This is a genomic window from Paenactinomyces guangxiensis (assembly GCF_016055185.1).
Lineage (GTDB): Bacteria > Bacillota > Bacilli > Thermoactinomycetales > Thermoactinomycetaceae > Paenactinomyces > Paenactinomyces guangxiensis.
This window is the reverse complement of the sequence record NZ_JAECVR010000016.1, coordinates 20,225-45,603: the sequence shown is the minus strand read 5'-3', so window position 1 is coordinate 45,603 and position 25,379 is coordinate 20,225. Positions and strand designations below refer to the sequence as shown.

Annotated in this window: 25 protein-coding genes, 1 pseudogene and 1 other annotated feature; of the genes and pseudogenes, 19 read left to right on the top strand and 7 right to left on the bottom strand. The window is 46.4% G+C overall.

Annotated features, from left to right (window positions below):
* Window positions 1–35 precede the first annotated feature (35 nt).
* The 8 genes from I8U27_RS14510 (at window position 36) to I8U27_RS14475 (ending at window position 8,236) form a co-directional block, all read left to right on the top strand.
* Window positions 36–572: a spore maturation protein gene (locus I8U27_RS14510; RefSeq protein WP_181753318.1), complete on the top strand. Its 537-nt coding sequence runs from the start codon at window positions 36–38 to the stop codon at window positions 570–572.
* Between the two features lie 84 nt (window positions 573–656).
* A complete protein-coding gene (locus I8U27_RS14505) occupies window positions 657–1,373 on the top strand; it encodes a pseudouridine synthase (RefSeq protein WP_181753316.1) in 717 nt (238 codons plus the stop codon).
* Window positions 1,374–1,483: 110 nt separating this feature from the next.
* Window positions 1,484–3,070, top strand: coding sequence for a cytochrome c biogenesis protein ResB (locus I8U27_RS14500; protein ID WP_181753314.1), 1,587 nt, complete (start codon window positions 1,484–1,486; stop codon window positions 3,068–3,070).
* 13 nt (window positions 3,071–3,083) lie between these two features.
* Window positions 3,084–4,286 (top strand): c-type cytochrome biogenesis protein CcsB, encoded by a 1,203-nt coding sequence (gene ccsB, locus I8U27_RS14495; RefSeq protein ID WP_181753312.1) that lies wholly within the window; start codon window positions 3,084–3,086, stop codon window positions 4,284–4,286.
* 44 nt (window positions 4,287–4,330) lie between these two features.
* Complete coding sequence (locus I8U27_RS14490) at window positions 4,331–5,047, top strand: response regulator transcription factor (RefSeq protein ID WP_181753310.1); 717 nt, start codon at window positions 4,331–4,333, stop codon at window positions 5,045–5,047.
* Complete coding sequence (locus tag I8U27_RS14485; protein ID WP_181753308.1) at window positions 5,044–6,858, top strand: ATP-binding protein; 1,815 nt, start codon at window positions 5,044–5,046, stop codon at window positions 6,856–6,858. The genes I8U27_RS14490 and I8U27_RS14485 overlap by 4 nt, the downstream gene beginning before the upstream one ends.
* 125 nt (window positions 6,859–6,983) lie before the next feature.
* Window positions 6,984–7,328, top strand: a complete 345-nt coding sequence (locus tag I8U27_RS14480; protein ID WP_181753306.1) for a PadR family transcriptional regulator — start codon at window positions 6,984–6,986, stop codon at window positions 7,326–7,328.
* Window positions 7,325–8,236 carry a permease prefix domain 1-containing protein gene (locus I8U27_RS14475; protein WP_181753304.1) on the top strand — a complete coding sequence of 304 codons (912 nt, stop codon included), beginning with the start codon at window positions 7,325–7,327 and terminating at the stop codon, window positions 8,234–8,236. Before I8U27_RS14480 ends, I8U27_RS14475 begins: the two co-directional genes overlap by 4 nt.
* A 121-nt stretch (window positions 8,237–8,357) precedes the next feature.
* Here I8U27_RS14475 and I8U27_RS14470 read toward each other — a convergent pair whose 3' ends face one another.
* The 3 genes from I8U27_RS14470 to I8U27_RS14460 form a co-directional block, all read right to left on the bottom strand.
* Window positions 8,358–9,059, bottom strand: a complete 702-nt coding sequence (locus tag I8U27_RS14470) for an SDR family oxidoreductase (RefSeq protein WP_181753301.1) — start codon at window positions 9,057–9,059, stop codon at window positions 8,358–8,360.
* A 202-nt stretch (window positions 9,060–9,261) separates the two neighbouring features.
* Entirely contained in the window at window positions 9,262–10,842 is a 1,581-nt protein-coding gene (gene serA / locus I8U27_RS14465) for a phosphoglycerate dehydrogenase (protein ID WP_181753299.1), read from the bottom strand.
* On the bottom strand, window positions 10,835–11,992 hold the full coding sequence (locus I8U27_RS14460) for a pyridoxal-phosphate-dependent aminotransferase family protein (RefSeq protein WP_181753297.1): 1,158 nt from the start codon (window positions 11,990–11,992) through the stop codon (window positions 10,835–10,837). The genes serA and I8U27_RS14460 overlap by 8 nt, the downstream gene beginning before the upstream one ends.
* Before the next feature lie 61 nt (window positions 11,993–12,053).
* Window positions 12,054–12,291: a binding site (T-box leader), on the bottom strand.
* Window positions 12,292–12,407: 116 nt separating this feature from the next.
* Between I8U27_RS14460 and I8U27_RS14455 the strand changes: the two genes are divergently transcribed.
* Window positions 12,408–14,585 carry an ATP-dependent helicase gene (locus I8U27_RS14455; RefSeq protein ID WP_181753295.1) on the top strand — a complete coding sequence of 726 codons (2,178 nt, stop codon included), beginning with the start codon at window positions 12,408–12,410 and terminating at the stop codon, window positions 14,583–14,585.
* A 77-nt stretch (window positions 14,586–14,662) separates the two neighbouring features.
* On the opposite strand, the gene I8U27_RS14450 is transcribed toward I8U27_RS14455, so the two are convergent.
* Window positions 14,663–15,157: an inorganic diphosphatase gene (locus I8U27_RS14450; protein ID WP_181753292.1), complete on the bottom strand. Its 495-nt coding sequence runs from the start codon at window positions 15,155–15,157 to the stop codon at window positions 14,663–14,665.
* A gap of 154 nt (window positions 15,158–15,311) precedes the next feature.
* On the opposite strand from I8U27_RS14450, the gene I8U27_RS14445 reads away from it, so the two are divergent.
* Window positions 15,312–15,656: a rhodanese-like domain-containing protein gene (locus I8U27_RS14445; protein WP_198065885.1), complete on the top strand. Its 345-nt coding sequence runs from the start codon at window positions 15,312–15,314 to the stop codon at window positions 15,654–15,656.
* A gap of 100 nt (window positions 15,657–15,756) precedes the next feature.
* Here the strand turns inward: I8U27_RS14445 and I8U27_RS14440 are convergent, their stop codons facing one another.
* Window positions 15,757–15,966 (bottom strand): ferredoxin, encoded by a 210-nt coding sequence (locus tag I8U27_RS14440; protein WP_033101450.1) that lies wholly within the window; start codon window positions 15,964–15,966, stop codon window positions 15,757–15,759.
* 128 nt (window positions 15,967–16,094) lie between these two features.
* On the opposite strand from I8U27_RS14440, the gene I8U27_RS14435 reads away from it, so the two are divergent.
* From I8U27_RS14435 to I8U27_RS14425, 3 genes are all read left to right on the top strand, one after another.
* Window positions 16,095–16,670 (top strand): CPBP family intramembrane glutamic endopeptidase, encoded by a 576-nt coding sequence (locus tag I8U27_RS14435; protein ID WP_181753290.1) that lies wholly within the window; start codon window positions 16,095–16,097, stop codon window positions 16,668–16,670.
* Between the two features lie 14 nt (window positions 16,671–16,684).
* Complete coding sequence (locus tag I8U27_RS14430; protein ID WP_181753288.1) at window positions 16,685–17,092, top strand: hypothetical protein; 408 nt, start codon at window positions 16,685–16,687, stop codon at window positions 17,090–17,092.
* 180 nt (window positions 17,093–17,272) lie between these two features.
* Window positions 17,273–17,866: a genetic competence negative regulator gene (locus tag I8U27_RS14425; protein ID WP_181753286.1), complete on the top strand. Its 594-nt coding sequence runs from the start codon at window positions 17,273–17,275 to the stop codon at window positions 17,864–17,866.
* A 43-nt stretch (window positions 17,867–17,909) separates the two neighbouring features.
* Here I8U27_RS14425 and I8U27_RS14420 read toward each other — a convergent pair whose 3' ends face one another.
* Window positions 17,910–18,587 carry a PIG-L deacetylase family protein gene (locus tag I8U27_RS14420; protein ID WP_181753283.1) on the bottom strand — a complete coding sequence of 226 codons (678 nt, stop codon included), beginning with the start codon at window positions 18,585–18,587 and terminating at the stop codon, window positions 17,910–17,912.
* Between the two features lie 175 nt (window positions 18,588–18,762).
* Here I8U27_RS14420 and I8U27_RS14415 point away from each other — a divergent pair, with 175 nt between their 5' ends.
* From I8U27_RS14415 to I8U27_RS14405, 3 genes are all read left to right on the top strand, one after another.
* On the top strand, window positions 18,763–20,046 hold the full coding sequence (locus I8U27_RS14415) for a Glu/Leu/Phe/Val family dehydrogenase (protein ID WP_181753281.1): 1,284 nt from the start codon (window positions 18,763–18,765) through the stop codon (window positions 20,044–20,046).
* Between the two features lie 77 nt (window positions 20,047–20,123).
* Window positions 20,124–21,101: a YpdA family putative bacillithiol disulfide reductase gene (locus tag I8U27_RS14410; protein ID WP_181753279.1), complete on the top strand. Its 978-nt coding sequence runs from the start codon at window positions 20,124–20,126 to the stop codon at window positions 21,099–21,101.
* Between the two features lie 239 nt (window positions 21,102–21,340).
* The gene (locus tag I8U27_RS14405) at window positions 21,341–21,793 is read left to right on the top strand and encodes a PTS sugar transporter subunit IIA (RefSeq protein WP_181753277.1); all 453 of its coding nucleotides are present in this window, start codon (window positions 21,341–21,343) and stop codon (window positions 21,791–21,793) included.
* 81 nt (window positions 21,794–21,874) lie between these two features.
* Here I8U27_RS14405 and I8U27_RS14400 read toward each other — a convergent pair whose 3' ends face one another.
* Window positions 21,875–22,846 (bottom strand): asparaginase, encoded by a 972-nt coding sequence (locus tag I8U27_RS14400; protein WP_181753275.1) that lies wholly within the window; start codon window positions 22,844–22,846, stop codon window positions 21,875–21,877.
* A 146-nt stretch (window positions 22,847–22,992) separates the two neighbouring features.
* On the opposite strand from I8U27_RS14400, the gene I8U27_RS14395 reads away from it, so the two are divergent.
* The 3 genes and pseudogenes from I8U27_RS14395 to ypeB all read left to right on the top strand — a co-directional run bounded on the left by I8U27_RS14395 (window position 22,993) and on the right by ypeB (window position 25,069).
* Window positions 22,993–23,157: a hypothetical protein gene (locus I8U27_RS14395; protein WP_181753272.1), complete on the top strand. Its 165-nt coding sequence runs from the start codon at window positions 22,993–22,995 to the stop codon at window positions 23,155–23,157.
* A 191-nt stretch (window positions 23,158–23,348) separates the two neighbouring features.
* Window positions 23,349–23,708: pseudogene (locus I8U27_RS14390) on the top strand (cell wall hydrolase); the annotation flags it as partial.
* Between the two features lie 14 nt (window positions 23,709–23,722).
* Window positions 23,723–25,069 (top strand): germination protein YpeB, encoded by a 1,347-nt coding sequence (gene ypeB / locus I8U27_RS14385; protein ID WP_181753271.1) that lies wholly within the window; start codon window positions 23,723–23,725, stop codon window positions 25,067–25,069.
* Window positions 25,070–25,379 lie beyond the last annotated feature (310 nt).

Below are 25,379 nucleotides of genomic sequence, written 5' to 3'. Positions count from 1 at the left end.
GAAACAAGAAGAGGTGAAAGAAAGGGGGAAAAGGAATGTATGAGGTGATCTCATTTATCTCAAAAATGATGTTGCCGGCAATTTTGGCATTTATCCCCCTTTATGCTATTTTTCGCAAGGTTCCCATCTATGAGAGCTTTATTGAAGGGGCAAAGGAAGGATTTCCTACAGCCATTTCCATTATTCCGCATTTGGTAGGTATGATGGTGGCAGTGGCAATTTTCCGTGACACAGGAGCGTTGCAGTTTTATCTTCAATTTCTGACACCTCTCATTTCCTGGCTGCATATTCCCAGCGAAGTTCTGCCGATTGGGATGTTAAGGCCGATTTCCGGTGCGGGATCTCTGGCCTTTGTAGAAAGCATTTTGCGTAACTATGGCCCGGATTCATTCCTGGGTAAATTGGCTTCCACCATCCAGGGAAGCACGGATACCACTTTATATGTGATTACCGTTTATTTTGGAGCGGTCGGCATTCGCAATTCTCTCTATGCTTTAAAAGTGGGATTGTGGGCAGATCTGGCAGGATTTCTTGCCGCGTGGCTGATCTGCTCGATGGTATTTTCGGCTTAAGGCCCGGGAAATAACTGGCCTATTTTTATTTGATCACTTGTGAAAGGAGGCGCAAATGGATAAGATGACATAGAGGTGGAAATGATGGAGCGTTTACAGAAAGTAATGGCCAGGGCAGGAGTGGCCTCCAGGCGCCAATGTGAAGAACTGATCAAAAGCGGACAAGTGAAAGTGAACGGTAAAATCACAACAGAGCTTGGCATCAAGGTGGATCCGGAGGCAGACCGGATTGAAGTCCGTGGAAAGCGAATTCAATCAGAAAGGAAACGAACTTTTCTTTTTTATAAACCAATGTTTGTGATTACAAGTATGTCAGATCCGCAGGGACGGAAAGTGGTGGCAGATTACTTTGGCAAGATCCCGGAACGGGTTTATCCGGTAGGGAGATTGGATTATGATACGGAAGGATTGCTTTTGCTTACGAATGACGGCGAGCTGGCCAACCGTTTAACTCATCCCCGTTATGAAGTGGACAAGGTGTATCTTGCCACTGTGAAAGGAAAACCAACCTGCGACAGCCTGGAACGATTGCAAAAAGGGGTGCGATTGGAAGATGGCTGGACCGCTCCAGCACGTGTCCGCCTGATTCAAGCCGGAGAGAACCGATCAAAAATCGAGCTGACGATTCATGAGGGGCGTAACCGGCAAGTGCGCCGAATGTGTGAGGCGATTGGATATCCTGTGCGGCATTTGATCCGTACGCGTCTCGCTTTTCTCACTCTCAACGGTTTAAAGAGAGGAGATTACCGTGAGCTGACCCCTGCTGAAATAAGCCGGCTCAAACAACTGCTCAGGGGATGATCTTCATATAATCTTCAAATTGCTCAGCCGGAAAGGGCTGCAACAGAAGATATAATGAAAGTGGAAACATCCATTCTGTGCGGGATGTTTGAAACGGGGGTTTACGTAACATGATTGAGAATACAAAATGTGAATGTGGACACAACAACCCTGTTGGTACCATTCTGTGCGAGTACTGTGGAAAACCACTTGATGAATCCATAAAAGATAAGCAAACGATTGAGCAGGAAATGCGTTATGAAGGAAAAGCGCGTCGTTCGCAAACGTTTGACTCAACTTTGTTTGACAGGGTGTGGAACTTTTTTTCCTCCGTGAAGGTGGCGATTGTTTTAATTCTGATTACACTGGTTGCCGCCGGAATCGGAACGATTTTTCCGCAAGAACAGTTTATCCGGTATGGTCCCCCTGAAGTTTTTTACTCGCAGGAGTACGGAGTGTGGGGAGAACTTTTTTATAAACTGGGTTTATCTGATATGTATTCGTCCTGGTGGTTCTTTTTACTGCTTGCCATGATTGGAGTTTCACTTGTCATCTGCAGCCTTGACCGGGTAATTCCCCTCTACCGGGCGCTGAAGAATCAAAAGGTAATCAAGAATACTGATTTTATCTCCCGGCAGAGAATCTCCCATCAGGAAGAAGTATTATTGGAGCATAAAGATCAGAAGCTGGATCAATTGGCCCATGCTCTGCAAAAAAAGTTTTATCACGTACGCCGGGACGGGGATGCCCTGTTGGCAGAAAAAGGGCGGATCAGCCGCTGGGGGCCGTATATTAACCACATCGGTTTAATTATTTTTTTGTTTGGGGTTATTTTACGCTATATTCCCGGCTGGTATCTGGATGAATCCATGTGGATTCGCGAGGGGGAAGTGAAACGCGTACCGGAAACGGAGTACTACGTGAAAAACGCAAGAGCCTTCGCTGAGATGTATGACCAAAAAGAGATCCCACAACAGTCCGGGGAAAATGGCCAGGTAGTAAAGAAATACCAGACGGATGCGATATTATACAAAAAAGACGGAAAAACAGGCAAACTGAAACCGGTTCACAAGCAATCCATTCTGGTTAACCATCCCCTGGAATACCAGGGATTGTCCTTGTTCCAGTCAGGTCTTAAGCCGGAAGTGGATTCAATCACCTTAAAGGTGACGGAAAAAAAGACGAAACGGGAACAGGGGAAGTTTACCGTAGACTTGTACAATATTAAGCCGGACCATGTGTATCCGGTCGGAGGCAATTTAGAAGTTCGTGTATTGGAATATTACCCCGATTTTGCTCTGGAGGATCATCGTCCGGTTACCAAGTCACAAACACCGAACAGACCGGCCTTTATCTTTGAGGTGAAACAAAAAGGGCAATCAGAAGGGGAGCGCTCCTGGGTGATCTCCGGATTGAATTTTGAAAACCCCAAAACAAATCAGTATGACATTGACCTGTCTGGTTTAAATACGGTTAACTCATCCGCGTTGATGGTACGGGTTGATAAAAGCTTACCGGTGATCTTCTTTGGCGGAATCATTTCTATGATCGGGCTTGTTATGGGTTTTTACTGGCAGCACCGGCGTGTTTGGGTGCGCTGGAAGGATGGGGTTTTATTTGTTGGTGCACATACAAATAAAAACTGGTTTAGCTTGCGCCGCGAGTTGCAACTGGCCTCCAGGCGGGCGGAACTCAAGTTGCAGCTAGTGAAGGAGTAGGGGTGAAAGTCGTATGGCTCAACTGATGGAAAATTTTCTTTATGCCACTTTTTTCCTGTATTTATTGTCAGCGATCTCTTTTGTGATCGGCATATCGAAAGATAAGGAGAAAAAAAGCGATGCACGGGAGCGCCGCTGGGGAAATATCGCCATTACATTGGCTATTACAGGTGCTGTTTTTCAAGTGATGTTTATTATCACCCGAATCATGATCGGCGGGCATTTTCCCACCAGTAACATGTTTGAGTTTATAGCTTTCCTCTGTTTTACACTTGTACTTGCATTTATTGTTATTTTCTTTATGTACCGCTCTGTGGCACTGGGAGCGTTTGTCATGTTGCTGGCCGTCATTTTACTGGGATATGCTTCTGTCTACCCCAGGGAAGTGCAGCCGCTGATTCCGGCGTTGCAGAGCCACTGGCTGTATATCCATGTGACAATGGCCGCCCTTGGGCAGGGCGCTTTTGCCGTCGGTTTTGTAGCCGGCCTGATCTACCTGGTTCAGCGGGTGGGTAAAGATAAAAAAGGAAAAAGCGCCTTTTGGCTTGAGGTGACTTTTGTGGTGATCCTCATGTTTGTCGGGTTTAGCCTGATCAGTTTTATGTTCAGTTCAATTGGTTATGAAGCGAAATTCCAACACCCGGTTGACGGGCAACCTGTGATCCAGGAATACCAATTACCTCCGATTGCCGGTCCGCATGAGGGGCAGACAATTGAGATGGACTCCTTCCTTGGGATGGATCAACCTTTATTTGAGGTGCCTTCATGGATGAAAGGTGAAAAAGCCGCCAGCAAGTTTAATTCCGTGATCTGGTCCGTTATAACCGGATTGGTCCTGTATGGAATTTATCGTTTGGTTGCCCGCAAACGCTTATCGGAAGCTTTTCATCCGCTTGTTAAAAATATCAATCCGGAATTGCTGGATGAGATTAGCTATCGTTCCATTGCCATTGGATTTCCCATCTTTACCCTGGGTGCCCTTATTTTCGCCATGATCTGGGCACATGAAGCATGGGGACGCTTCTGGGGCTGGGACCCGAAGGAAACGTGGGCTTTCATCACCTGGTTATTCTATAGTGCCTATCTCCATCTGCGCCTTTCCCGGGGTTGGCACGGGTTAAAGTCCTCCTGGTTAGCGGTGGGAGGGTTTGTCATTATCATGATTAACCTGATTGTGATTAACCTGGTCATTACCGGCTTGCATTCCTATGCGTAAGCGATAGAATGAAGAATAGCGATTGTTCCCGAGAGGTGAGAACAATGGAAAAACAACATACAATTTTAGTGGTTGATGATGAAGACCGTATCCGGCGTCTGTTAAGGATGTATCTGGAACGTGAGGGTTATGTGATCGATGAAGCAGAAGATGGGGAACAAGCTTTAGAAAAAGCGTTTGAGAAAAACTATGACCTCATCTTGCTGGATTTGATGCTGCCCGGGATGGACGGGTTGGACGTGTGTGTGGAGATTCGCAAGAAAAGGGCGACTCCGATCATCATGTTGACAGCGCGTGGTGAAGAGACAAACCGTGTTGAAGGCTTTGAAGCAGGTACAGATGATTATGTCGTCAAGCCATTCAGCCCGCGGGAGCTTGTCCATCGGGTGAAAGCAGTACTGCGCAGGGCTTCTGCTACTGCTTTTTTGTCAACTGAAATGGAAACGCACAACGTGATCGTTTTCCCGGATCTGACGATTGATCATGATGCCCATGAAGTAAAAGCAGGCGGCAAAGTCATTTCCCTGACGCCTAAAGAATATGAACTGCTGCATTATCTCGCCAAATCCCCGGACAAGGTATTTTCCCGGGAAACCCTGTTGCGGGATGTTTGGAATTACGAGTTTTTCGGTGATTTGCGTACTGTAGATACACATGTGAAACGATTGCGCGAAAAGTTAAACCGTGCCTCGGCCAAAGCGGCGGCGATGATTACCACTGTTTGGGGAGTCGGTTATAAGCTTGAGGTGCCGAAAGAGTGATCTTAAGAAGTGTTGTCGGCAAGTTGTGGCTGACCATCATTATTCTCGTCTCTTTGGTCCTGATTTTGCTCAGTTTGTTTTTGAGTGAACAGGTGGAAAAAACCTATGTGAAAGATCAAAAAGCAAGCTTAAGCCAGTTAGCTGATGAAATCCAAAAGACACTTAAAGCCCTGGGCTCCGACCAGACGCAATATCTGCATGATATGAGCAAAATCTCCGAGATGTTCAACACCTACATGGTAATTCTGGATCGGGACGGGTCAGTGCTTACCAATGTCGGTTCACCTGTTGTATCAAATGTTCCATGGAAGGATGTTCTCAGCCAGCAGGAATTAGACAAAATTCTGCGCGGGGAAAAAATGGAACCAAAGACGGAACGGGTGAGTCTCGATGATCAGACCGGCCTGTCTCTCCCTTTTTTGAAAGATGATATCCTGGTCGTCGGTGTTCCTTATTTCAATGGTGAGGATATCAAGGGAATTCTTATCCTTTATCAGACGCAGGATCAGTTGAGCGAAACAGATATTAAACGCTGGATTTTTTACTCGGCCTTAATAGGGATTGTGTTAACGACTGTTTTTGCCTTCTTTTTGTCTACCCGAATTACCCGGCCGCTGATTCAGATGAAAAAGGCAGCGGAAAAAATGGCTCGCGGGCAATTTTCCACCCGGGTTCCCGTCCGCTTCCATGAACGGGATGAGATTGCGGACCTGGCTATGACTTTTAACCGTATGGCCGGTCAACTGGAAGATTCGATCCATCAATTGTCCCAGGAAAAAGAACAATTGTTCAGTATCCTGCGCAGTATGTCTGACGGGGTATTGACCATGAATAAATTTGGCAAGGTGATTCTTACCAATCCCCCGGCAGACCGTTTTCTGGGATTGTGGAGGGAGAAGGATTCAGACAAAGAAATGAACACCCTTCCACCACCGTTGCGAAACTTTTTTAACAAAGTTGTGGAAGATGAGCAAGAACATATGGGGGATATCACTGAACAGGGAAGAACCTGGGCAGTGATTATGGCCCCGCTGTATGCCGGCGATCAAGTCCGGGGTGTGGTGGCTGTCTTGCGGGACGTAACAGAAGAACGCCGCCTTGATAAAATGCGCAAAGATTTTGTGGCCAATGTGTCACATGAGCTCCGGACTCCGCTGGCGATGTTGCAGGGATATAGTGAGGCGTTGATGGATGATATCGCGGAAACGCCGGAAGAACGGCGGGAAATTGCCCTGGTGATCAATGAGGAGTCGCAACGGATGGGGAGATTGGTGCGGGAATTGCTTGATCTGGCGAGAATGGAGGCCGGGCATATCCGGGTGGAACCCGGTCAACTGTCGATTTACGAGTTTATTCAGCGTGTGATAAGAAAATTTCAAGCATTGGCACGGGATCAACAAATCAGGTTATCGGCCGATCTCGCTGACGGTCTTCCTGATGTCTGCTGGGACGGAGATAAAATCGAGCAAGTATTGACGAACTTAATCGACAATGCGATCCGGCATACTCCGCCTGAAGGTTTTGTGCGGGTCCGCGTCTATGAAGAGAAAGAGAGAATCTTTCTTGAAGTAGAGGATACCGGTTCAGGAATCCCGGAGGAAGATCTGCCGTTTGTCTTTGAACGCTTTTATAAAGCGGATAAAGCACGGACCAGAGGCCAGTCGGGCGGGACAGGGTTAGGACTGTCAATTGTCAAACACCTGGTTTCAGCTCATGGCGGAGAAGTTTCTGTGAAAAGCTCCCTGGGTGAGGGAACGGTTTTTATCATTCAGCTTCCGATCCGGGTGAAAGAAGAGGGAAAAGATTTGTAAATAAGCCAACAGCCGATTTCAACCCCTGTGGTTGTAAGGAGGCTGTTTTTTTGGATATAATAACATCAAATACCTTGCAATATTAAGTAATTTGCATTATTATGTTTTTAGAGGGAGGGTTTTTATTGGAACTGGACCGTGAGCTTTTAAAAGGGCATATTGACACTATTATTCTCGCTCTTTTAAGTGAAAAGAATTCGTATGGATATGAGCTGGCCAAACGGGTCCGCGAACGCAGCCGCAATTTGTTTGAGCTGAAGGAAGGGACCATGTACGTGGCTTTAAAGCGGCTGGAGAAAAAAGGATTTGTTGAATCATACTGGGGAACCGATGACGAAAGCGAAGGCGGAAGAAGAAAATATTATCGCATCCTTCCCCCTGGTATGGAACAATACCGTATCAAGAAAAAAGAGTGGGAAACGATCAGTACCATTATGAAATGCTTTTTTGAAGGAGTGACTCCGGAGTGAAACAGATTAATACATACATTGACTCGGTATATCAAGGAATGGATCACTCAACAGAGATTGCAGAATTAAAAGAAGAAATGAAGCGGCATTTGCTGGAAGCGGTGGAAGAGTTAAAGGCAGAAGGGAAATCAGAAGAGGAAAGTGTTTATATCGCAATCAGACGGTTTGGTGATACTCGCCATTTAAACAAGGATCTCCAGGAGGTATTTGAGGTGCAAAAAAAGTTTGCGAAATGGATTTTTCGAGTTGCCATGCTGGCGGTGACGGTCTGGTTTCTTGTAACGGCGGCGTATTTTATTTTATCCACTTACAACACAAACATCAGAGAACAAGCTATGAATGACCGGCAGTTAATGGAACGCATCCATAAAGAATTAGTGCAAACATCCACAATTACGCCCCGGATAAAAAAGGAACTGCAACAACTTGTAAATGAAAATAAAAAGAGAATCCATCATGCAGCCATTTTTAAAACCAAAGATTTTGAAGCAAATACCCATCCGGTGAAGGAAGCCCGGTACATATATCCTGAAAATGCGAAAGATTTCCCAAACGGAGCGGGGCATTTGATGATGGATCATCCCATCCATGGCTTTAACGGGAAAGGTGAACTGTTAGACAAGCATGGAAATCCAATTGATAATTTATGGATTGTGGAGATCGTAGAATATCCATACAGGGACTTAAGCAAATATATTGCCCCGCTTGTCCCGGTCGGGTTTGGAAGTTTCCTCGTCTACTGGGTTCTGTTTGCAATCTGGGCGATCATCTCGGCCTACCATCGCAAACAGCTGACATCTGCCTGGATTTTCGCTTTCTGTCTGTTTCATGTGTTTGCCTACATTTTTTACCGGTCGATGCTGAAAAAGAAGATACTGTCCCCCTTAACCGCTGACAATAGGGCTTAAGAGTTGCCGCACAATTCTGTGAAGAACAACCCGCTCCCGAATGTTGGAAGCGGGTTTCGTAATGAGGAATCAAAAAAGTCTTCTGTAGGATTGCCCCATTTTTCCCCGGAAACAGTCAATTCTATGATTTCTGAGCTTTCTTCGGCACCAACGGTCTCATAATGATCTGGTTGTAGATAACCCCTTTTGGTGCTGAAACACAGGTCCAGACCGTCTCCGCTACCTGCTCTGCTTCCATGGCGTAATCTTTAGGGTTGTGGAACTCGGTTTTGATGGAACCGGGGCAAAGGGTGGTTACTTTGACATGATGAGGTTTCAACTCAAGGGTTAAAGCATCGGACAGGGCCATTAAGCCAAATTTGGAAGCACAATAACCGGAGCCATTTGCAAATGCTTCCGTTCCGGCCACGCTGGAGATGTTTACAATGTGGCCTTCGGTTTGTTTCAGATAAGGAATGGCATATTTGCAAGTAAGAAAAGCTCCCTTAAGATTTACGTCCATCATTTCATCCCATTCCTCTTCGGTCAAATCCTGGACCTGGGCGAAGTGGGCGAGACCGGCGTTGTTAATGAGCAGATCAAGTCGACCGCATTGTTCAACAGTAAATTCAATCATCGCTTTGACCTGGGCGCTTTTTGTTACATCACAGGTAAACGGAATAATCTGATTGGGTGCTTCCTGAGCCAGAGCTTCCAGTTTGTCCGTACTTCGGGCACCGGCAACAACCCGGGCGCCGCCTGCTGCCAGGCGGCGGGCAATGGCCTGCCCCAGACCTTTACTGGCACCGGTAACAATGGCTGTTTTTCCTTCTAGTGAGGGCATCAGGACTCCTCCTTGTGGTTACTATAGTGAAAAGCAAACGTAAGCAGGGGTGCTCCTTTCCCCTGCTTATCTCTATTGAGAATTACATCGCCATATTGTTTAGTTTTAAGTGTTTTCGCACTCCATGCCAATATTATACTGTTGCTCCGGGTATCCCGGCAAGAGAACCAGACAACGCCCGCTTTCATCTGTGCTAATAAATTTATAAATCGATTTCGATCACAGATTGAATTTCATCCATTTGTTTTAATGTTTCAATGACATCCGGGTCGACAGATTTATCGATGCGCAGGATCATGATCGCCTGTCCGCCAATGGTTTGCCGCCCCACCTGCATGGTCGCGATATTCACACCCCGGTTGCCCAGGACGGTTCCAACCCGTCCGATGGCGCCCGGTTGATCCCGGTGTTGAATAAATAATAAGTGTCCTTCAGGAGTTACATCGACAGGGTAATCATCAATCTTGGTAATGCGGGGACCGAACCCGTTGAGCAAAGTCCCGGTGGCACTGCGCGTTTCCCGGCTGGTTTGCACTTCCACTTTGACCAGTTGTGTAAAACCGTGACTGCTGGATGTTTTCTGCTCAACCACCCGTACCCCGCGTTGTTTGGCAAGGTGTGGAGCATTTACATCATTGACATCCGCCAGGTGATGAGAAAGAGTTCCTTTTAAGATTGTACGGGTAAGTGGTGCCACATCCAGTTCCGCAATTTCTCCCGCATAAGTAACGGTGATTTGTTGCGGAGCCCCTTTGCCAGCTTGTGCGACAAATTGTCCCAGTTTTTCGGCCAACACTTGATAGGGTTGTAATTTTTGTTGTAATTCTGCCGGAATGGAAGGCAGATTAACTGCATTTTTAAATGGTTCTCCCCGCAAGATGTGCAGCACTTCTTCGGAAACGTCAATCGCTACATTTTCCTGGGCTTCGATGGTAGAAGCGCCCAAGTGGGGAGTAGCGATCACTTGCGGCAGGGAGAAGAGAGGATGGTTGCCCGGGGGTTCCGTTTCAAAAACATCCAGGGCGGCTCCGGCTACCTTTCCTGATTGGATGGCTTCATACAGAGCCTCTTCGTCGATGATCCCCCCGCGGGCACAATTGAGGATGCGCACCCCGTCTTTCATCAGTGAAAATGTCTCCCGGTGGATCAGATGGCGGGTTTCCTTGGTCAACGGGGTATGCACGGAGATATAATCTCCCGCAGCGATGGCTTCCTCTAACGAGGCTTTCCTTACTCCCAGTTTTTCGGCGCGCTCATCCGACAAATAAGGGTCATAGGCCACCACTTGCATGCGGAATGCCTTTGCCCGTTTGGCCAGTTCCGCACCGATCCGTCCCAGCCCGATAATGCTGAGCGTCTTTTTATTCAATTCCACCCCGACAAAATCTTTTCTCCTCCACTTTCCCGCAATCACAGAGCAATAGGCCTGAGGAATGTTGCGTGATAGCGAGATTAACATGGCAAAGGTGTGTTCAGCCGTGGAGATAGTGTTTCCATCAGGTGCATTTACTACGATGATTCCCTTATTGGTAGCTGCAGCGATGTCGATATTATCAACACCGACTCCGGCACGGGCGATTACTTTCAGCCGGTGAGCTTTCTCGATCACTTCCGAAGTAACCTGGGTTTGGCTGCGAACCATAAGCGCATCCGCAGACTCGATCTCCAGGAGGAGTTCATCAGGAGTGAGCCCTGTTTTTCTCACAACTTCTACATCTTCAGCTTGCAACAGTTTTTCAATTCCCTGGTCACTGAGTGGGTCAGTAATGAGAACTTTATACATGAGTCAAATATACCTCCTGTGCCGCTTTTACTCCGGCTCCCAGTTCAACGGGAACCCCGGTTTGATGAAGTGCCAGTTCCAGAGCCGACAGGGTTGTAAAAATATCCAAAGCATCACAATAACCCATGTGGCCGATGCGGAAGATCTTCCCTTTCAGGTGTTGTTGGCCTCCCGCTACAACTACCTGAAGTTGGCGAAGGGCCTTGCGCAGCTCTTCTGATTCCCATTTACCCGCTCCTCCATGAATGGATGTAACGGTTGGTGAAGCATCTTGATCCCGGGCCATCAGTTCTAACCCAAGGGCCCGGATACCGGCACGGGTCATCTCTTTTAAGAGCTCATGCCGTTTGATCACATTTTCTAACCCTTCCTCATCCAACATGTTCAACGCTTCTTTCAAGCCGAACAGCAAGGAGACGGCCGGAGTGAAGGGAGTGGTCCCTTTTTCAAGATTTTTGCGGTATGCGGGCAAATCCAGATAAAATCGCGGCCCGGGGTTCTTTTCAATCGTTGTCCAGGCGCGTTCGCTTACGGCGGCAAAAGCAAGCCCCGGGGGGAGCATAAGCGCTTTTTGTGAACCTGTCACCATAAGATCAATTCCCCATTCATCCATACGGCTGGGCACTGCTCCCAGGCAGCTGACCGCGTCAACAATCACCAGAGCATCGGAATGCTCACGGACAACCCGTGACAGTTCGCCGATAGGGTTTAACACGCCGGTAGATGTTTCACAATAGGTAAAAAAGACCGCCCTGGCGTGGGGATGTTCCTCGATGAAAGATTTTAAAAGTTCCGGATCGCATGCCTGTCCCCAGGGAATATCCAACCGATGGCAAATGTATCCGTATTTTTCTACGATTTTGGCAAAGCGGTCTCCAAATGCTCCCGTAACAACGACAATCGCTTCCTCGCCGGGGGCGACTGTATTGACAACTGCGGCTTCTAAGGCTGAAGTCCCACTGCTGCTCAACAGGAGCGGATGTTGCTCAGTGCCAAAGATTTTTTTGAGGCGTTCGCTGCACTCGGTAATCAGCCGGGAGGCCTCACCGCTGCGATGCCCGATCATCGGGTGTGCCATCGCTTGTTGAATTCGTGGAGGGATTGGAGTTGGCCCGGGAATTCGTAAATGAAATTTTTCAGCAAAAGACATGGTGAAATACCTCCTCATCTCAAATAAAAAACCTTTCCTCCACACACCAGCCATCCGGCAGGTGAGGGACGAAAGGTTTCGTGGTGCCACCCTCATTCGTTACTGGCTCACGCCAATAACCTCGACGGGTCCAAATCTACAGACCCTGGATAACGGCTCTACCGTACTTGCCTACTCGCTTCCAAAGCTTTCAGCCAGTCACTCCGGAGTGCTCCACATCGGTCAAACTGCCGATTCTCAGCAACTATCGGCTCTCTGTGAGTTCAACATCTGATGTTTGGCTCCATCATCGTTTTATACTTAAAATTTGCTAATTACTCTAACATGGAACGATTCATGTGTCAACATGAAAAATGTTCGGAAATTGCTCTTGCGTGAAGGAAATGAGGTTATGTTAACATAGGATTGGCGACAATTGATATTGATCTTTTGGAGGGAGGGGGATCATCTGGAAATTTCTCCTGTTCATCTGTTGCTGGCCGGTTTAAATGAAGATCAACAAAGAGCGGTAACTGCCCCGGAACAACCTACTGTTGTTTTTGCCGGACCGGGCAGCGGCAAAACGACTGTGTTAACCCGGCGGGTTCTCTATTTGCTGAACCGGGGAACCCCGGCTCATCAGCTGATGGTTGTTACGTTTACCCGGGCGGCCGCCAAAGAGATGAAAGAGCGCCTTGCTCAGATTTTGCCTGACAAAGTACATAAATTGGCGATAGGTACCTTTCACTCCCTTTTTTTAATGATGCTCAGGGATGCGGGAGAACAGGTTTACCCTCTCCTTTCGGGAGTGCAGCAAACCCGGTGGATGCGCCAGTTCCTTGAGGAAAGGGGACAGCCGGTGGATGATGAGACAGTATCTACTTTTCTTAATCAAATTAGCCTTTGTAAGGGAAATATTATCCTCCCCGACCGGATGAAGGTACAAAAGGAGAAAAATATCCTGTTTCGGGATCTCTATATGGCATACGAAGAGAAGAAAAGGGCGGCTGGATTATGGGACTATGATGATATTCTGTTAGCATTCTACCACAAGTGCCAGCATTCAAGGACTCTGTCAGAATGGCAAGAGCGTTTTCAGCATTTACTGGTAGACGAATTTCAGGATATCAATTTCATTCAATACCACATTTTGCTAAAATTGACGCAAAGGCACCGCAGATTGTTCGCAGTGGGCGACGACGACCAGTCTATCTACGGCTTTCGCGGAAGTGATCCTTCTTTTATGTTGCAGCTGAAACAAGATTTCCCGGAGCTCAGGCAAATTGTGCTCTCGGTCAATTACCGCTCGACTGATGAGATTATCCGTCTGGCGGATCAGCTGATACAACATAATCGGATGCGTCAGTCTAAACCGCGGGCTGGAACGGGTACACGGGGGCTGCCTGTCCAATGGATGGATCCGGAAAATGAGGAGCAGGAGGCGGAACAGATCCTGGCCCGCCTCCGGGATGGGATGGAAACAGCTGTTTTGTACCGCACTTCTACCCAGGCAAGAGCGCTTATTGACGCATTGGTTCGGAAAGATATTCCCTTTTCCGTTTCTACAGGAGATCTTTCTTTCTATCGCCGCTGGCAGGTGCAGGATATACTCGCCTATATTCAATTGGCATTCAATCCAAACGACCTGGACGCGTTGATCCGTATTATCAACAAGCCAAAGCGCTATTTGTTTGGTGAGGGATGGGTTGAAGCCGGCTGGGCTCTGGCCCGTAAATCGGGGAGGACGGTATTGGAAGTACTGCCGGAGTTGCCATGTCTGGAAACGTATCAAATCCACTATTTAAACGAATTGCGAGAGATGGTTCCAACGATCCGTCGATTTAGTGCCGTCCGGGCTGTCCGCTACATCTGTGAGATGATTGGATATAGCCGGTATCTTGAGAAGTATGCGGAAGAGACAGGGAATGACCGTGACCTGGTATCTGAGCCTGTGGATGAACTCCTTCTGGCGGCAGAACACTGTTCAGACGGACAAGCATTGCTCATGCACGCGGAAAAGGTAAATCAAATGGTGAAAAATAATGAGCAATCACCTCAAGTGAAGCTGATGACATTACATAAAGCAAAAGGGCTTGAATTTGACCGTGTCTTTTTGATTGGCCTTCATGCGATGGTGCTTCCTCACAGGCGCAGCTTACAAGTGCCTGAAAGCCGAAAAAGAGCTGCCTGGGAGGAAGAAAGAAGATTGCTCTATGTAGGAATTACCCGTGCGAAAAGTGAACTTTACCTGTCAATCAGTAAAGAGAGGCAGGGAAAACGAGTGGGGATCTCCCCTTTTGCCCGGGAAATCGGGTACGGCGGAGCTGTCGATTCATTCTGTCAACAGATTCAAAGCGTGAATGAAATATCGGAGTTAAGAAAGTCAACGCCCAAAAAAACGTTAACCTCTCAGCCCCAGATGCGCTTTGCCAAAGAGGAAGTTTCTCCGGGAATGCATTTGATTCATAATAGGTTTGGCAAAGGGGCCGTTATCCGGATTACTTCAATCGAAGGAGTAGCACCGGGACGTAAAGTTCTGGTCCGGTTTCATGATCATACGCTGACGCTGCATTATGAGTTATCCCGGCAATTGGGTCTCATAAGCAAAGAATAGGAATGCTGAAACCGGGTTGGACAGCAAACGGATAAAGATAAAAACCCTGCCGATTGAGCAGGGTTTCACTCTGATATTCACTTATTCTCCTGGTAACGTGTCAGGCACTCATCATATAACTTTTCGGCAAACTCTGCATCTTTCCAGCCTTCGATCCTGGTTTCTTTGTTTTCAAGATCCTTGTACACCTGAAAGAAGTGTTCAATTTCTTTCAGGATGTGTGGAGCGACATCATCAAGGGATTTCACTTCGTTAAAACGCGGGTCGTCAACCGGGACGGCCAGCAGTTTTTCATCTTTTCCCTTGTCATCAGACATAAGGAGTACACCAATCACACGACTGCTGATCACACAACCGGGGAAGGTGGGGAAAGTGGTTAAAACGAGAATATCCAGGGGATCTCCGTCTTCAGCCAGGGTTCCTTCCAGGTAGCCGTATTCGGTTGGATAGTGCATCGGGGAATAAAGTACACGGTCCAAGCGGAATGCACCATTTTCCTTATCATATTCGTATTTGTTTTGACTGCCTGTCGGAATCTCGATAAAAGCATCAACAATGAGCTCTTTGGACATGTTTGCTCCTCCTTCAATCCTATGTAAGGGACGGTTCGGCCAAAAAACTATTCGGCCGAAACATCTACATTCACATTGTAGTCAGTTTCTCCGCTCCGCGCAAATAAAAAGTAGAATATGTTAGACTGAAAGAAAAAATGAAGGAGTTACAACATTGGCTGAAAACCAAAAAAAATACCATATCTGTGCTGAAGAGTTTGCCTGTAAGTACAAGAACAGAGACTTTGACCCCGCTGAAGTCCAGGTGATTGATGTCCGGGAACCGGAAGAATGGGAGATTTATCACTTATCCGGGAGCAAACTGATCCCTTTAAACACGCTTCCTGAACGGCTAAGCGAAATTGATCAACAGAAAAAAACCTATCTGCTTTGCGCTCACGGGATCCGCAGCCTCCATGCTGCCAACTATTTATTGCACAATGGTTTCACGGATGTTGTCAACGTAGACGGAGGGATCGCCGAGATCAGCCTGTATTTGGATCAACGGGAGTCAGAGTGAGTGAATCAATTCTTGCCCGGTACCCATTCTTCTTTAGATGCTGCTTTCACGAAAAAAGCTACTCAGACCAATGAGCTGAGCAGCTTTTTTTGACATATGATTACTCTTCCACTTTAATGGAGTCAGTGGGGCAACCTTCTTGTGCATCGCGAACGTCGTCCCATAAATCCTCCGGAACATCGGCCGTTCCGGTATTATCATCAAGGATTACATATGCGATTCCATCTTCATCATAGTCATAAACGTCAGGAGCTGTTGCTCCACATGCTCCACAGGCGATACAGGTGTCTTTATCTACCCAAGTGCGCATTAGTACCAAATCTCCTCCCATGTTTAATCCCTAGAGAGCTAAGTCCACTTCCAAAACTCATTGTAGAACGAAATGTATAGAAATGCAAGGAGCAAAGACGGCTGTGAATATAAAGGAGAAGGTTACCGATGAATGAACCAAAGAAAGATACGGCTCCCCCACTATCTATTACAGAAAAACAGGTATTAGTCAGCTTTTATCTTACCCAATTAGGTCTCCTGGTAATCGCTCTGCCGCTGTTGTGGTGGCAGGGGAACCTAAACTGGGGATACTTTGGTCTGGGTAACATACATATGTGGATATGGGGAGGAATTACGGGTCTGGCTATTGTAGCGGCTGATCTCCTTCTGGCCCGGATTGTGCCTGAGCGGTGGTTTGATGACGGGGGAATAAATCGTCTCTTATTTAAACATCGTTCCTTTATTCATATTTTTTTCATATCGCTGATTGCTGCACTGGTTGAGGAGATGTTTTTTCGCGGGGTGGTACAACACTGGCTGGGGATCTGGTGGGCCAGTTTGTTATTTGTACTTGTACACACCAGATATTTACGCCAATGGCTGCTCGTATTGATGGTCGGTGTGATCAGCCTGGTATTTGGCTGGCTCGTTCAGTGGTCGGGTACACTGGCTCCTGCGATTGTCGCACACTGGCTGGTTGATTTTTTGCTGGGATTGTACTTCCGCTATTTGACTGATGGATGAAAGGTGGGCAGAGGATGAAAAGTTCACCATGGGGTGGTCTCCTTTTGGCGTTCCTTTTTGCGTCTGCTGCGATTCTGTGGTTTCCGGAAACCTACTTTTTGCAGTTTCACCATCAGATTTGGGCATATCTCAATATTGATTACCTGCTGTCACTCAGTTTTCTTTTTCTCGCAATGTCAGTTTCTGCCCACTGGATCAGAAAAATCGTTTCTTTACTCTGTGAAATACCGGTCACCTGGAAAGAAAAGAAAAAGCGCATTCTGGGCGTTTGGGCCGGGGCTTTTGTCCTGGTGATTACTTATTGTATGATTTTTTTGACGGTTCACGCAGCCATAGTTTTTTTGCTGTTGGCCATGAGAGAGAGCCGAAAATGGAGAAAAAAACAAAAGAAAGCGGCTGATTTCCCTTCATCAACGGTTTAAAACTGTAAAGAGTTACTTTGTTGAATTACATACAACGGTTAGCAATCTTTTTGTATTTCCTTTCATCTCCTATTCATGTATCATAAGGGTAGAAAGAAAAATGGAGACTGTACGACGTAACGCAAATATCTTGCGTCACATACAATGATATGGGAGGTCTCCAGCGAGGGAGGGTAAGCCATGCGTGTCGAGCGTCTAGGGGGAGATAAAATCCGCTTCTTTTTAACCTTAGACGATCTGGTTGATCGCGGGATTGAGAAGGATGATATGTGGCGTGATATCCCCAAAGTTCATGAGTTATTCAATGATATGATGGAACATGCATATCAGGAACTGGGATTTGAAGTTGTGGGACCCGTCGCGGTCGAAGTGTTTGCGCTACCTGCACAAGGGATGGTTGTCGTAGTCACCCGTGGTCGGGTTCCAAAGGTGGAGCATGATGACCTTGAACCAGAAGAAGATGTCTACGAGTTGGAAGTCACTATGGAAGAAACGGACGACATTATCTTCCGTTTTAACGACTTGGAAGATCTGATTCAGGCCGCGATGCGCATGACATCTTTCATAAAACAAGGTGGGCGGGTTTACGCTTACCGAAATGGTTACTATCTGGTGTTTGGTGAAGATCTGAAAACAGATCACCTGGAAACTTTAATTGCCATCTTATCTGAGTACGGAGAAGCTTCCACAACGACGGAACCTTTTTTGAAAGAATACGGAAAGACCATTTTCTCCATAAACGCGATAAACCAAATAGTGAAATATTTTGGATGAAATAAAACGCGCCTTCAAGTGGCGCGTGTTTTAATGTTCCCTGCTATCTCTCAAGGACCAGCTGATAATATTCATGGGTTCTCAATCGATCCAATTTTCCCTGTAAAACACCGGGGAACACTTTTTCCACGGACAGATGCTGGCTTCGATGCTGTTTTAATGCATCTGCAATTTTTCCACGATAGGGAGTCACATCTATTTTCAAGGAAACCGACCGGTCGGGAACGGCCGAAACGGAACGGCCCAAAAAATGAACGATTGATTCTGGTATAACTATATAGTAAAGTTTGGTAGGGAATGAGGTTTTTCTCACCGCTTCAAGAGTTGCTTGTTGGATAACTTTGTGGTCTTTGTGGCCTGAAATACCTGATGGCGGGAAGGTGATAATGAGATCGGGATTCTCACGCACCAATACATGCTGGATATCTTGCACCAGTACCAGAAATGGCTGGTGATCTAAACGTCCGTCTCCGTAATCCCGAATAATCAGTTGATCAATTCCCAGGATACGGGCAGCTCTTTGTAATTCCTCCCGGCGGGTGTTTCCTAACTCGTGGGGAGCACAAACCGGAGGGTTTCCCGTTTTACTCGCTTCTCCGTGCGTGGCGCAATATAAAATTTGACGAGTGAATCCTGTACCGGCGAAATGGGCGATTGTTCCTCCGCAGGTAAAGGTTTCATCATCAGGGTGAGCAAATATGTACATGATTTTGCTAACCATAAGTGGTGAGTCCTTTCTGTGTGTAGGATACAAGCTTATTATACTACGGTTTCCGTCGTTTAAAAAAAGATTGGCCAAAATAGGTTCTCTAAATCAGGTTTAATATTGTATACTGAAATGTGTTTTTAGGGATTAATAACTATTTTTACTAGGAATATTTTTTGAGGTGGTCAGGATGGAACAACAATCAGTTGCAACGGGTCATCAACCGGAAGAGCAGGAAAATTTGGATGTCCTGGTTTCAACTCAAACTGTGATTAAAAAAGCATTGGATAAGCTGGGCTATCCGGACCCGGTTTATAATTTATTAAAAGAACCGCTTCGCGTTTTAACTGTTCGGATCCCTGTTCGCATGGATGATGGAACAGTAAAAGTTTTTACCGGCTACCGGGCCCAGCACAACGATGCAGTGGGTCCTACCAAAGGTGGAGTGCGCTTCCATCCGGATGTCACAGAATCGGAAGTGAAAGCGCTGTCAATTTGGATGAGTTTGAAAGCAGGTATTGTTGATCTTCCCTATGGAGGAGGGAAAGGGGGGATCGTCTGTGATCCGCGCAATATGTCCTTCCGTGAATTGGAACGCCTGTCTCGTGGCTATGTAAGAGCGATCAGCCAGGTGGTTGGTCCAACCAAGGATATACCGGCCCCTGATGTCTTTACCAATTCGCAGATCATGGCCTGGATGATGGACGAATACAGCCGGATCCGCGAATTTGATTCCCCAGGGTTCATTACGGGTAAACCACTTGTACTCGGCGGTTCCCGCGGCCGCGAAACGGCGACTGCCAAAGGAGTGACCCTGATGATCCGTGAAGCTGCCAAGAAAAAGGGGTTAAGCATGGAAGGGGCACGGGTGGTCATTCAAGGATTTGGGAATGCCGGAAGCTTTTTGGCCAAATTCATGCATGACAGCGGTGCCAAAGTGATCGGAATCTCTGATGCCTATGGAGCCCTGCATGATCCGGATGGTCTGGATATTGATTATTTGCTTGACCGGCGTGATTCTTTTGGTACGGTAACCAAGCTGTTTAAAGATACGATTACCAACCAGGAGCTGTTGGAGCTGGAGTGCGATATTTTGGTACCCGCTGCTGTTGAAAACCAGATCACTGCCAAAAACGCCCATCGTATTCGTGCAGATATTGTTGTGGAAGCTGCCAATGGTCCAACCACCCTGGAAGCGACACGTATTCTGGATGAACGCGGTATTTTGCTGGTACCGGATGTTTTGGCCAGCGCCGGAGGAGTAACCGTTTCTTATTTTGAATGGGTGCAAAACAACCAGGGTTATTACTGGTCTGAAGATGAAGTGGAACAAAAGCTTGAAGATATCATGGTACGTGCATTCGAGAATGTATACCGGACCTCGCAAAACCGCCGGGTTGATATGCGTCTTGCTGCCTACATGGTTGGGGTAAGAAAAATGGCTGAAGCATCACGCTTCCGCGGTTGGGTATAGTATAATAAAGATGATTTATATAAAAAAACACCCCCACCCCAGGGTGTTTTTCTTTTGCAACGGGAGGTGTGACAGCCGTGAAAGATGTCATTATTATCGGAGCCGGGCCATGCGGGATTTCCGCAGCGATCGAGCTGAAGAAGCAAGGGTTTCAACCGCTGATTATTGAAAAAGGGTGCCTGGTTCATTCCATTTACCATTATCCTTTGTCCATGCAATTTTTCAGCACACCGGATAAACTGGAAATCGGGGGTGTTCCGTTTATCTCCATTAATGAAAAACCAACAAGGCATGAGGCTTTAAAATATTTTCGCACAGTTGTTCGGATTCATGAACTGGATATTCATACTTATGAAGAAGTTACCCGGGTGGATCGTTTGACTGAAGGATTTCAGGTAATCACTGAGGGCCGTGAAGGGCAAAAGTCTTATCAGACGCGTTATCTTATTCTGGCAACAGGCTATTATGATACCCCGAATCTGATAAACATTCAGGGAGAAGACCTTCCGCATGTACACCACTATTTCCACGACAGCCATCCTTTTGCGGACCAGGAAGTGGTTGTGATTGGGGGACGAAACTCAGCGATAGATACAGCCCTCGAGTTGCAGCAGGCAGGGGCCAGGGTAACGATGGTTTATCGCAAAACAGCTTTTCATTCCAGTGTAAAAGCATGGGTGAGACCGTTGATTGAGAGTGCTATTGAAAAAGGGCGAATCGGCATGCACTGGGGAAGTGAGGTTCGTGAAATCAAACGAAGGAGTGTGGTTATTGAGAAAGAGGGGGAAATCTTAGAGATCCCTGCGGACACCGTGTTTGCCATGACGGGCTATCGTCCCAACCTCCAGTTTATTGAACAGTTGGGCGGAGAAATCAATCCGCAAACAGGCGCCCCGGTCTGTTCAGAGGCGATGGAAACAACTGTGTCTGGTTTATACCTTGCCGGTGTGATTGCTACTGGCCATGATTCAACTAAAATCTTTATCGAAAACGGCCGCTTCCATGGACATCTCATTGCCAATGACCTTAAACAAAAAGAGAAATGCAAAGTTTGAACGCAATTCCGCTTGTACAAACGAAGCCTTTCGGCATATTGACATTAGTGATATCACGGGTGTCTTTTTTTATAGTTAGTGATCTAAAGCATTAAAATTTTTGTTTTCTGCTTCTGCTCTTTTAAACAGGAATTACCGTGTTCAATGATGTAGATAAATGATTAGAAAGGGTTTGTCGCAGACATTGACTTTAGTCAAGGAGGATGCAACAACCTCAAAAACAGATAGAAGCAAGGTGAATGAAGATGGAATTATGTGACATTTTAAAAGCGGATTCCATATTTTTGGATGTGAATGTAAGAACACGTACAGAAGTGTTTGATTATTTTTCACGAATTTTATTGGATTTGCAATTCATTGATCATGAAAAAGAATTCAGGGACGGCTTGCTCGCCAGGGAGGAACAAATTTCCACGGCGATTGGCTACAAAATTGCCGTTCCCCATATCCAGGCAGCCTGTATTCGTGCTCCCGTCATTTGTTTTTTGCGAAATGAAAAAGGGATTTTATGGGAAGATCGGGAGAATAGTTTCGTAAAAATGGTTTTTCTCATTGCCGTTCCACAGGAAATGGAAGGAGAACATCTCAATCTTTTAGCTCATTTGTCACGAAAGCTGATGCATCAACGGATACGTAAAGCGTTAATGAATATGCATGCAAAAGAAGAGATATTTCAAATCCTGGGATCATAACCGCCATGGGATAGACTATCTGTTTACGGGTTCCCGTCATATATTCGTCTACAGGCCGCCTCTAATCTCGGGGACTCATTTTTATATTTGAAAATAAGATTGTAACTGTCTGGGGTCACAGCTCTTCTGTAAAGCCAGCATCAACTTGATACGCGCTTTTTGACCGTTAATTCCGTTGGAAAAAATCAGGCCCATCTCTTTTAATTGCTTTCCTCCGCCTTCATACTCATAAGTATCCTGGACCACCCCGTTATAACAGCGGGAGACAAGTACGATCGGTATTTGCCGGTCCAGTGCTTTCTGTATTCCCGGTAACATTGCGGGAGGGAGATTACCTTGGCCGAAGGCCTCGATCACCAGACCGTCAACCTTTTTTTCAATGGTCCATTCGATCAGGGAGCTATCCATGCCGGCTGCTGCTTTGATCAACACTACCTGGTGCACGGGGGAATGTAGGGGAAGCAATTTCTCTCGATGTAAGGTGCGGTGAAAGATGATCTCTTTTTTGGTAATTAAGCCAATAGGCCCCAGTGCGGGGGATTGAAAGGTGGCTACATTGCTTGTATGTGTCTTTGTCACTGTTTTTGCCGGGTGAATTTCATCATTAAAGACAACAAGGGTCCCGAAATCAGCCGCTCTTTCATCACCGGCTACCCGTACAGCGTTCACCAGATTATAAGGACCATCCGCTCCCAATTCGTTTAAGCTGCGCATTGCTCCTGTAACAACTACCGGTTTTTTACTGTTTATGACCAGATCGAGGAAATAGGCTGTTTCTTCTAATGTATCCGTCCCGTGGGTGACCACCACTCCTGCCACTTCCGGTTGGTCCAGATATTGTTGTGCCTCTTTAGCGATTCTGTACATTTCATGAGGGGTAATATGCGGACTTGGCATGTTGAATAAATGTTCCATATGCACATCTCCGTAATGGGAGAGCATGGGCAAAGTTGATTCAAGAATTTTGGGGTCACGAGGTTTTACCCCTTGTGAATCTTTATTTTCGGACATGGCGATCGTGCCGCCAGTGGTGATTACAATGATTTTCTTCATGTTTGTGTACCGCCTGAACGGCGGTCTGTTCCACCTTTCTTTTTATCAAGATTCTTGACTGATACGTTTTGACCAAATCAAAACTTATCGTATGGAATCACTGCATGAATGTCAATAATAAAGGGGAAAGGTAAGGCGGTGGTGAGATGAAGAAAGAAGATAGCCGTTATCTGGTAACGATCCATTGTAAACAATGCGGCGAACGTTTCATGTTAAAAGGAAAGATGCGTAAGGGCAAGGTGGAGACCGGTTTTAAACGGTGCCTTTGTGACAATGAAAATGACTTTGAGGTACAAAAGGAGCAGTTGTAAGAGGGCGTGAAGCCCTTTTTTTGTTTGCATAAATCCTGGAATTACCGCTCACACTACCTAAAAGAATAGGAAAATGGAGGCTGGCTGGAAAAATGATAAAGAGAGGTGTTTTTATATTTCTTTGTTTATGTTTGGGAATAATCAGCGATGCCCCGATCGGCACTGCGGCAAATGCCGGGAAAAGCAGCGGAGGCTTTTCAAATAACGATATCAGGTTAATGGCCAATGCTGTTCACGGCGAAGCCCGCGGAGAGCCCTATGTGGGTCAAGTAGCCGTAGCTGCGGTTATTCTCAATCGGCTGGAACATGAAAAATTTCCTGAAACTGTGTCAGGTGTAATCTTTCAACCAGGAGCGTTTACGGCTGTAGCCGACGGCCAGATCTGGTTAACGCCGAATGAATCTTCTAAAAAAGCAGTGATGGACGCGGTCAATGGCTGGGATCCGACTGGGGGGGCTATCTATTATTTCAATCCGGCTACTGCTACATCTAAATGGATCTGGAGCCGTCCTCAGCGGACAAGAATCGGTAAACATATTTTTTGTGACTAAGGAGTGGTTCACCCATGTATAGAAGAGTGGCTGCCGTCTTGTTCCCGGTCACACTCATTGCTCTTGTGGCAACGGCAGTGTGGGGATACCAGGAGAACCAGGATAAAAATTCAATATTAATCAAAGCGGAAAACCAATACCAGCGGGCGTTTCACGATTTAAACTATCATATGGACAAATTGCAGGATGAAATCGGAAAAACGCTGGCTTTAAATTCCCGCAGTCAATTATCTAATTGTATGACCAATGTCTGGCGTCTGGCCTATGCGTCTCAAAGTGATTTGGGTCAGTTGCCGATGACGTTGATGCCCTTTGACAAAGCTGAAAAATTTGTGCATAATACCGGTCAGTTCTCTTATAAAGTAGGGGTGCGTGATCTGGAGAAAGAACCTTTGACCGATAAAGAGTGGAATACGCTTCAGACCCTTTATAATCGTTCTCAGGAGATCACCAGGGATTTGCACAAAGTACAAACAGTCACCCTGAATAAAAATCTGCGCTGGATGGATGTTGAGATGGCACTGGCCAGTGAGGATAAGCAGATGGATAACACCATCATTGACGGATTTAAGAAAGTAAACGAGAGAGTGGAGCAGTATCCGGAAGTTGATTGGGGTCCAACCATCAATAATATGGAGGTTCGCAAGCGTGAAAAAGCCCAGCGGCTTCAAGGAAAGAATATTACCCCTGCTGAGGCAAAACGAAAAACAGCTCAGGTGTTAGGTCGTCCGTCCACTCGGGGTATGTCAGTCACGTTAAATAAAAAAGGAGACTATCAGACTTACAGCGTGCGTTTTACAAAAGATCGCAACCAGGAGGTCTATGCCGATCTGACTACCAAAGGCGGGTACATGGTCTGGATGGATTATGACCGTCCTGTCAAACAAAGCAAACTGAGCTTAGAACAGGCGCAAGCCAGAGCTTCCGGTTTTTTGCGCAGAATCGGTTATAAAAACATGGTGCCGATCTCTTATGATGATGTGGGCAATATTACCACTTTTAACTTTGTTCACCGGGAAAACGGGGTTTATATTTACCCTGAGACTGTTACGGTTAAGGTTGCGATGGACAATGGAGAAATTATGGGGCTGCAGGCAGATGAGTATGTATTTAACAAGATCAGCCGCAGGAGCTTCAAACCACGTCTGACGGAAGCGGAGGCGAAAAAAGAGGTAAGCCCGCGTTTGAAAGTGCAGAAAAGCAATCTGGCCGTCATTTACAATGAGGCGGGGGATGAGGTTCTGTGTTATGAGTTCCTCGGCAATATCGGAAAAGACCAGTATCGCCTCTTTATTAACGCGAATACTGGAGACGAAGAATTTATTGAGAAAATAAAAAAAGGGGATGCTGATCAGGTTTAGGGTGTTCAGCACTGGATGAGCCGGTATAATATAACCGGCTCATAGAATTGTTTTCATTGCATTTGTGACGGAATTATGTTATTCTTTAAACAGGTTTAAATTTCAATCTCCGACTATAGGTCTAGATTGGCTTTGCATTTATACCGAAGAGTGAATCAGGGTTGAAAAAATACATAGTTGGAAGATCACTCCATGGTTGACGGGTCGCTTTTTCGATAAGGATTGTACTTTGATATCGAGTAAAATCGAATAAAGTTCATCCAACATCGAGCAGGTACGGCCTGCTCGATAAATTTTTTTCATCCCGCTG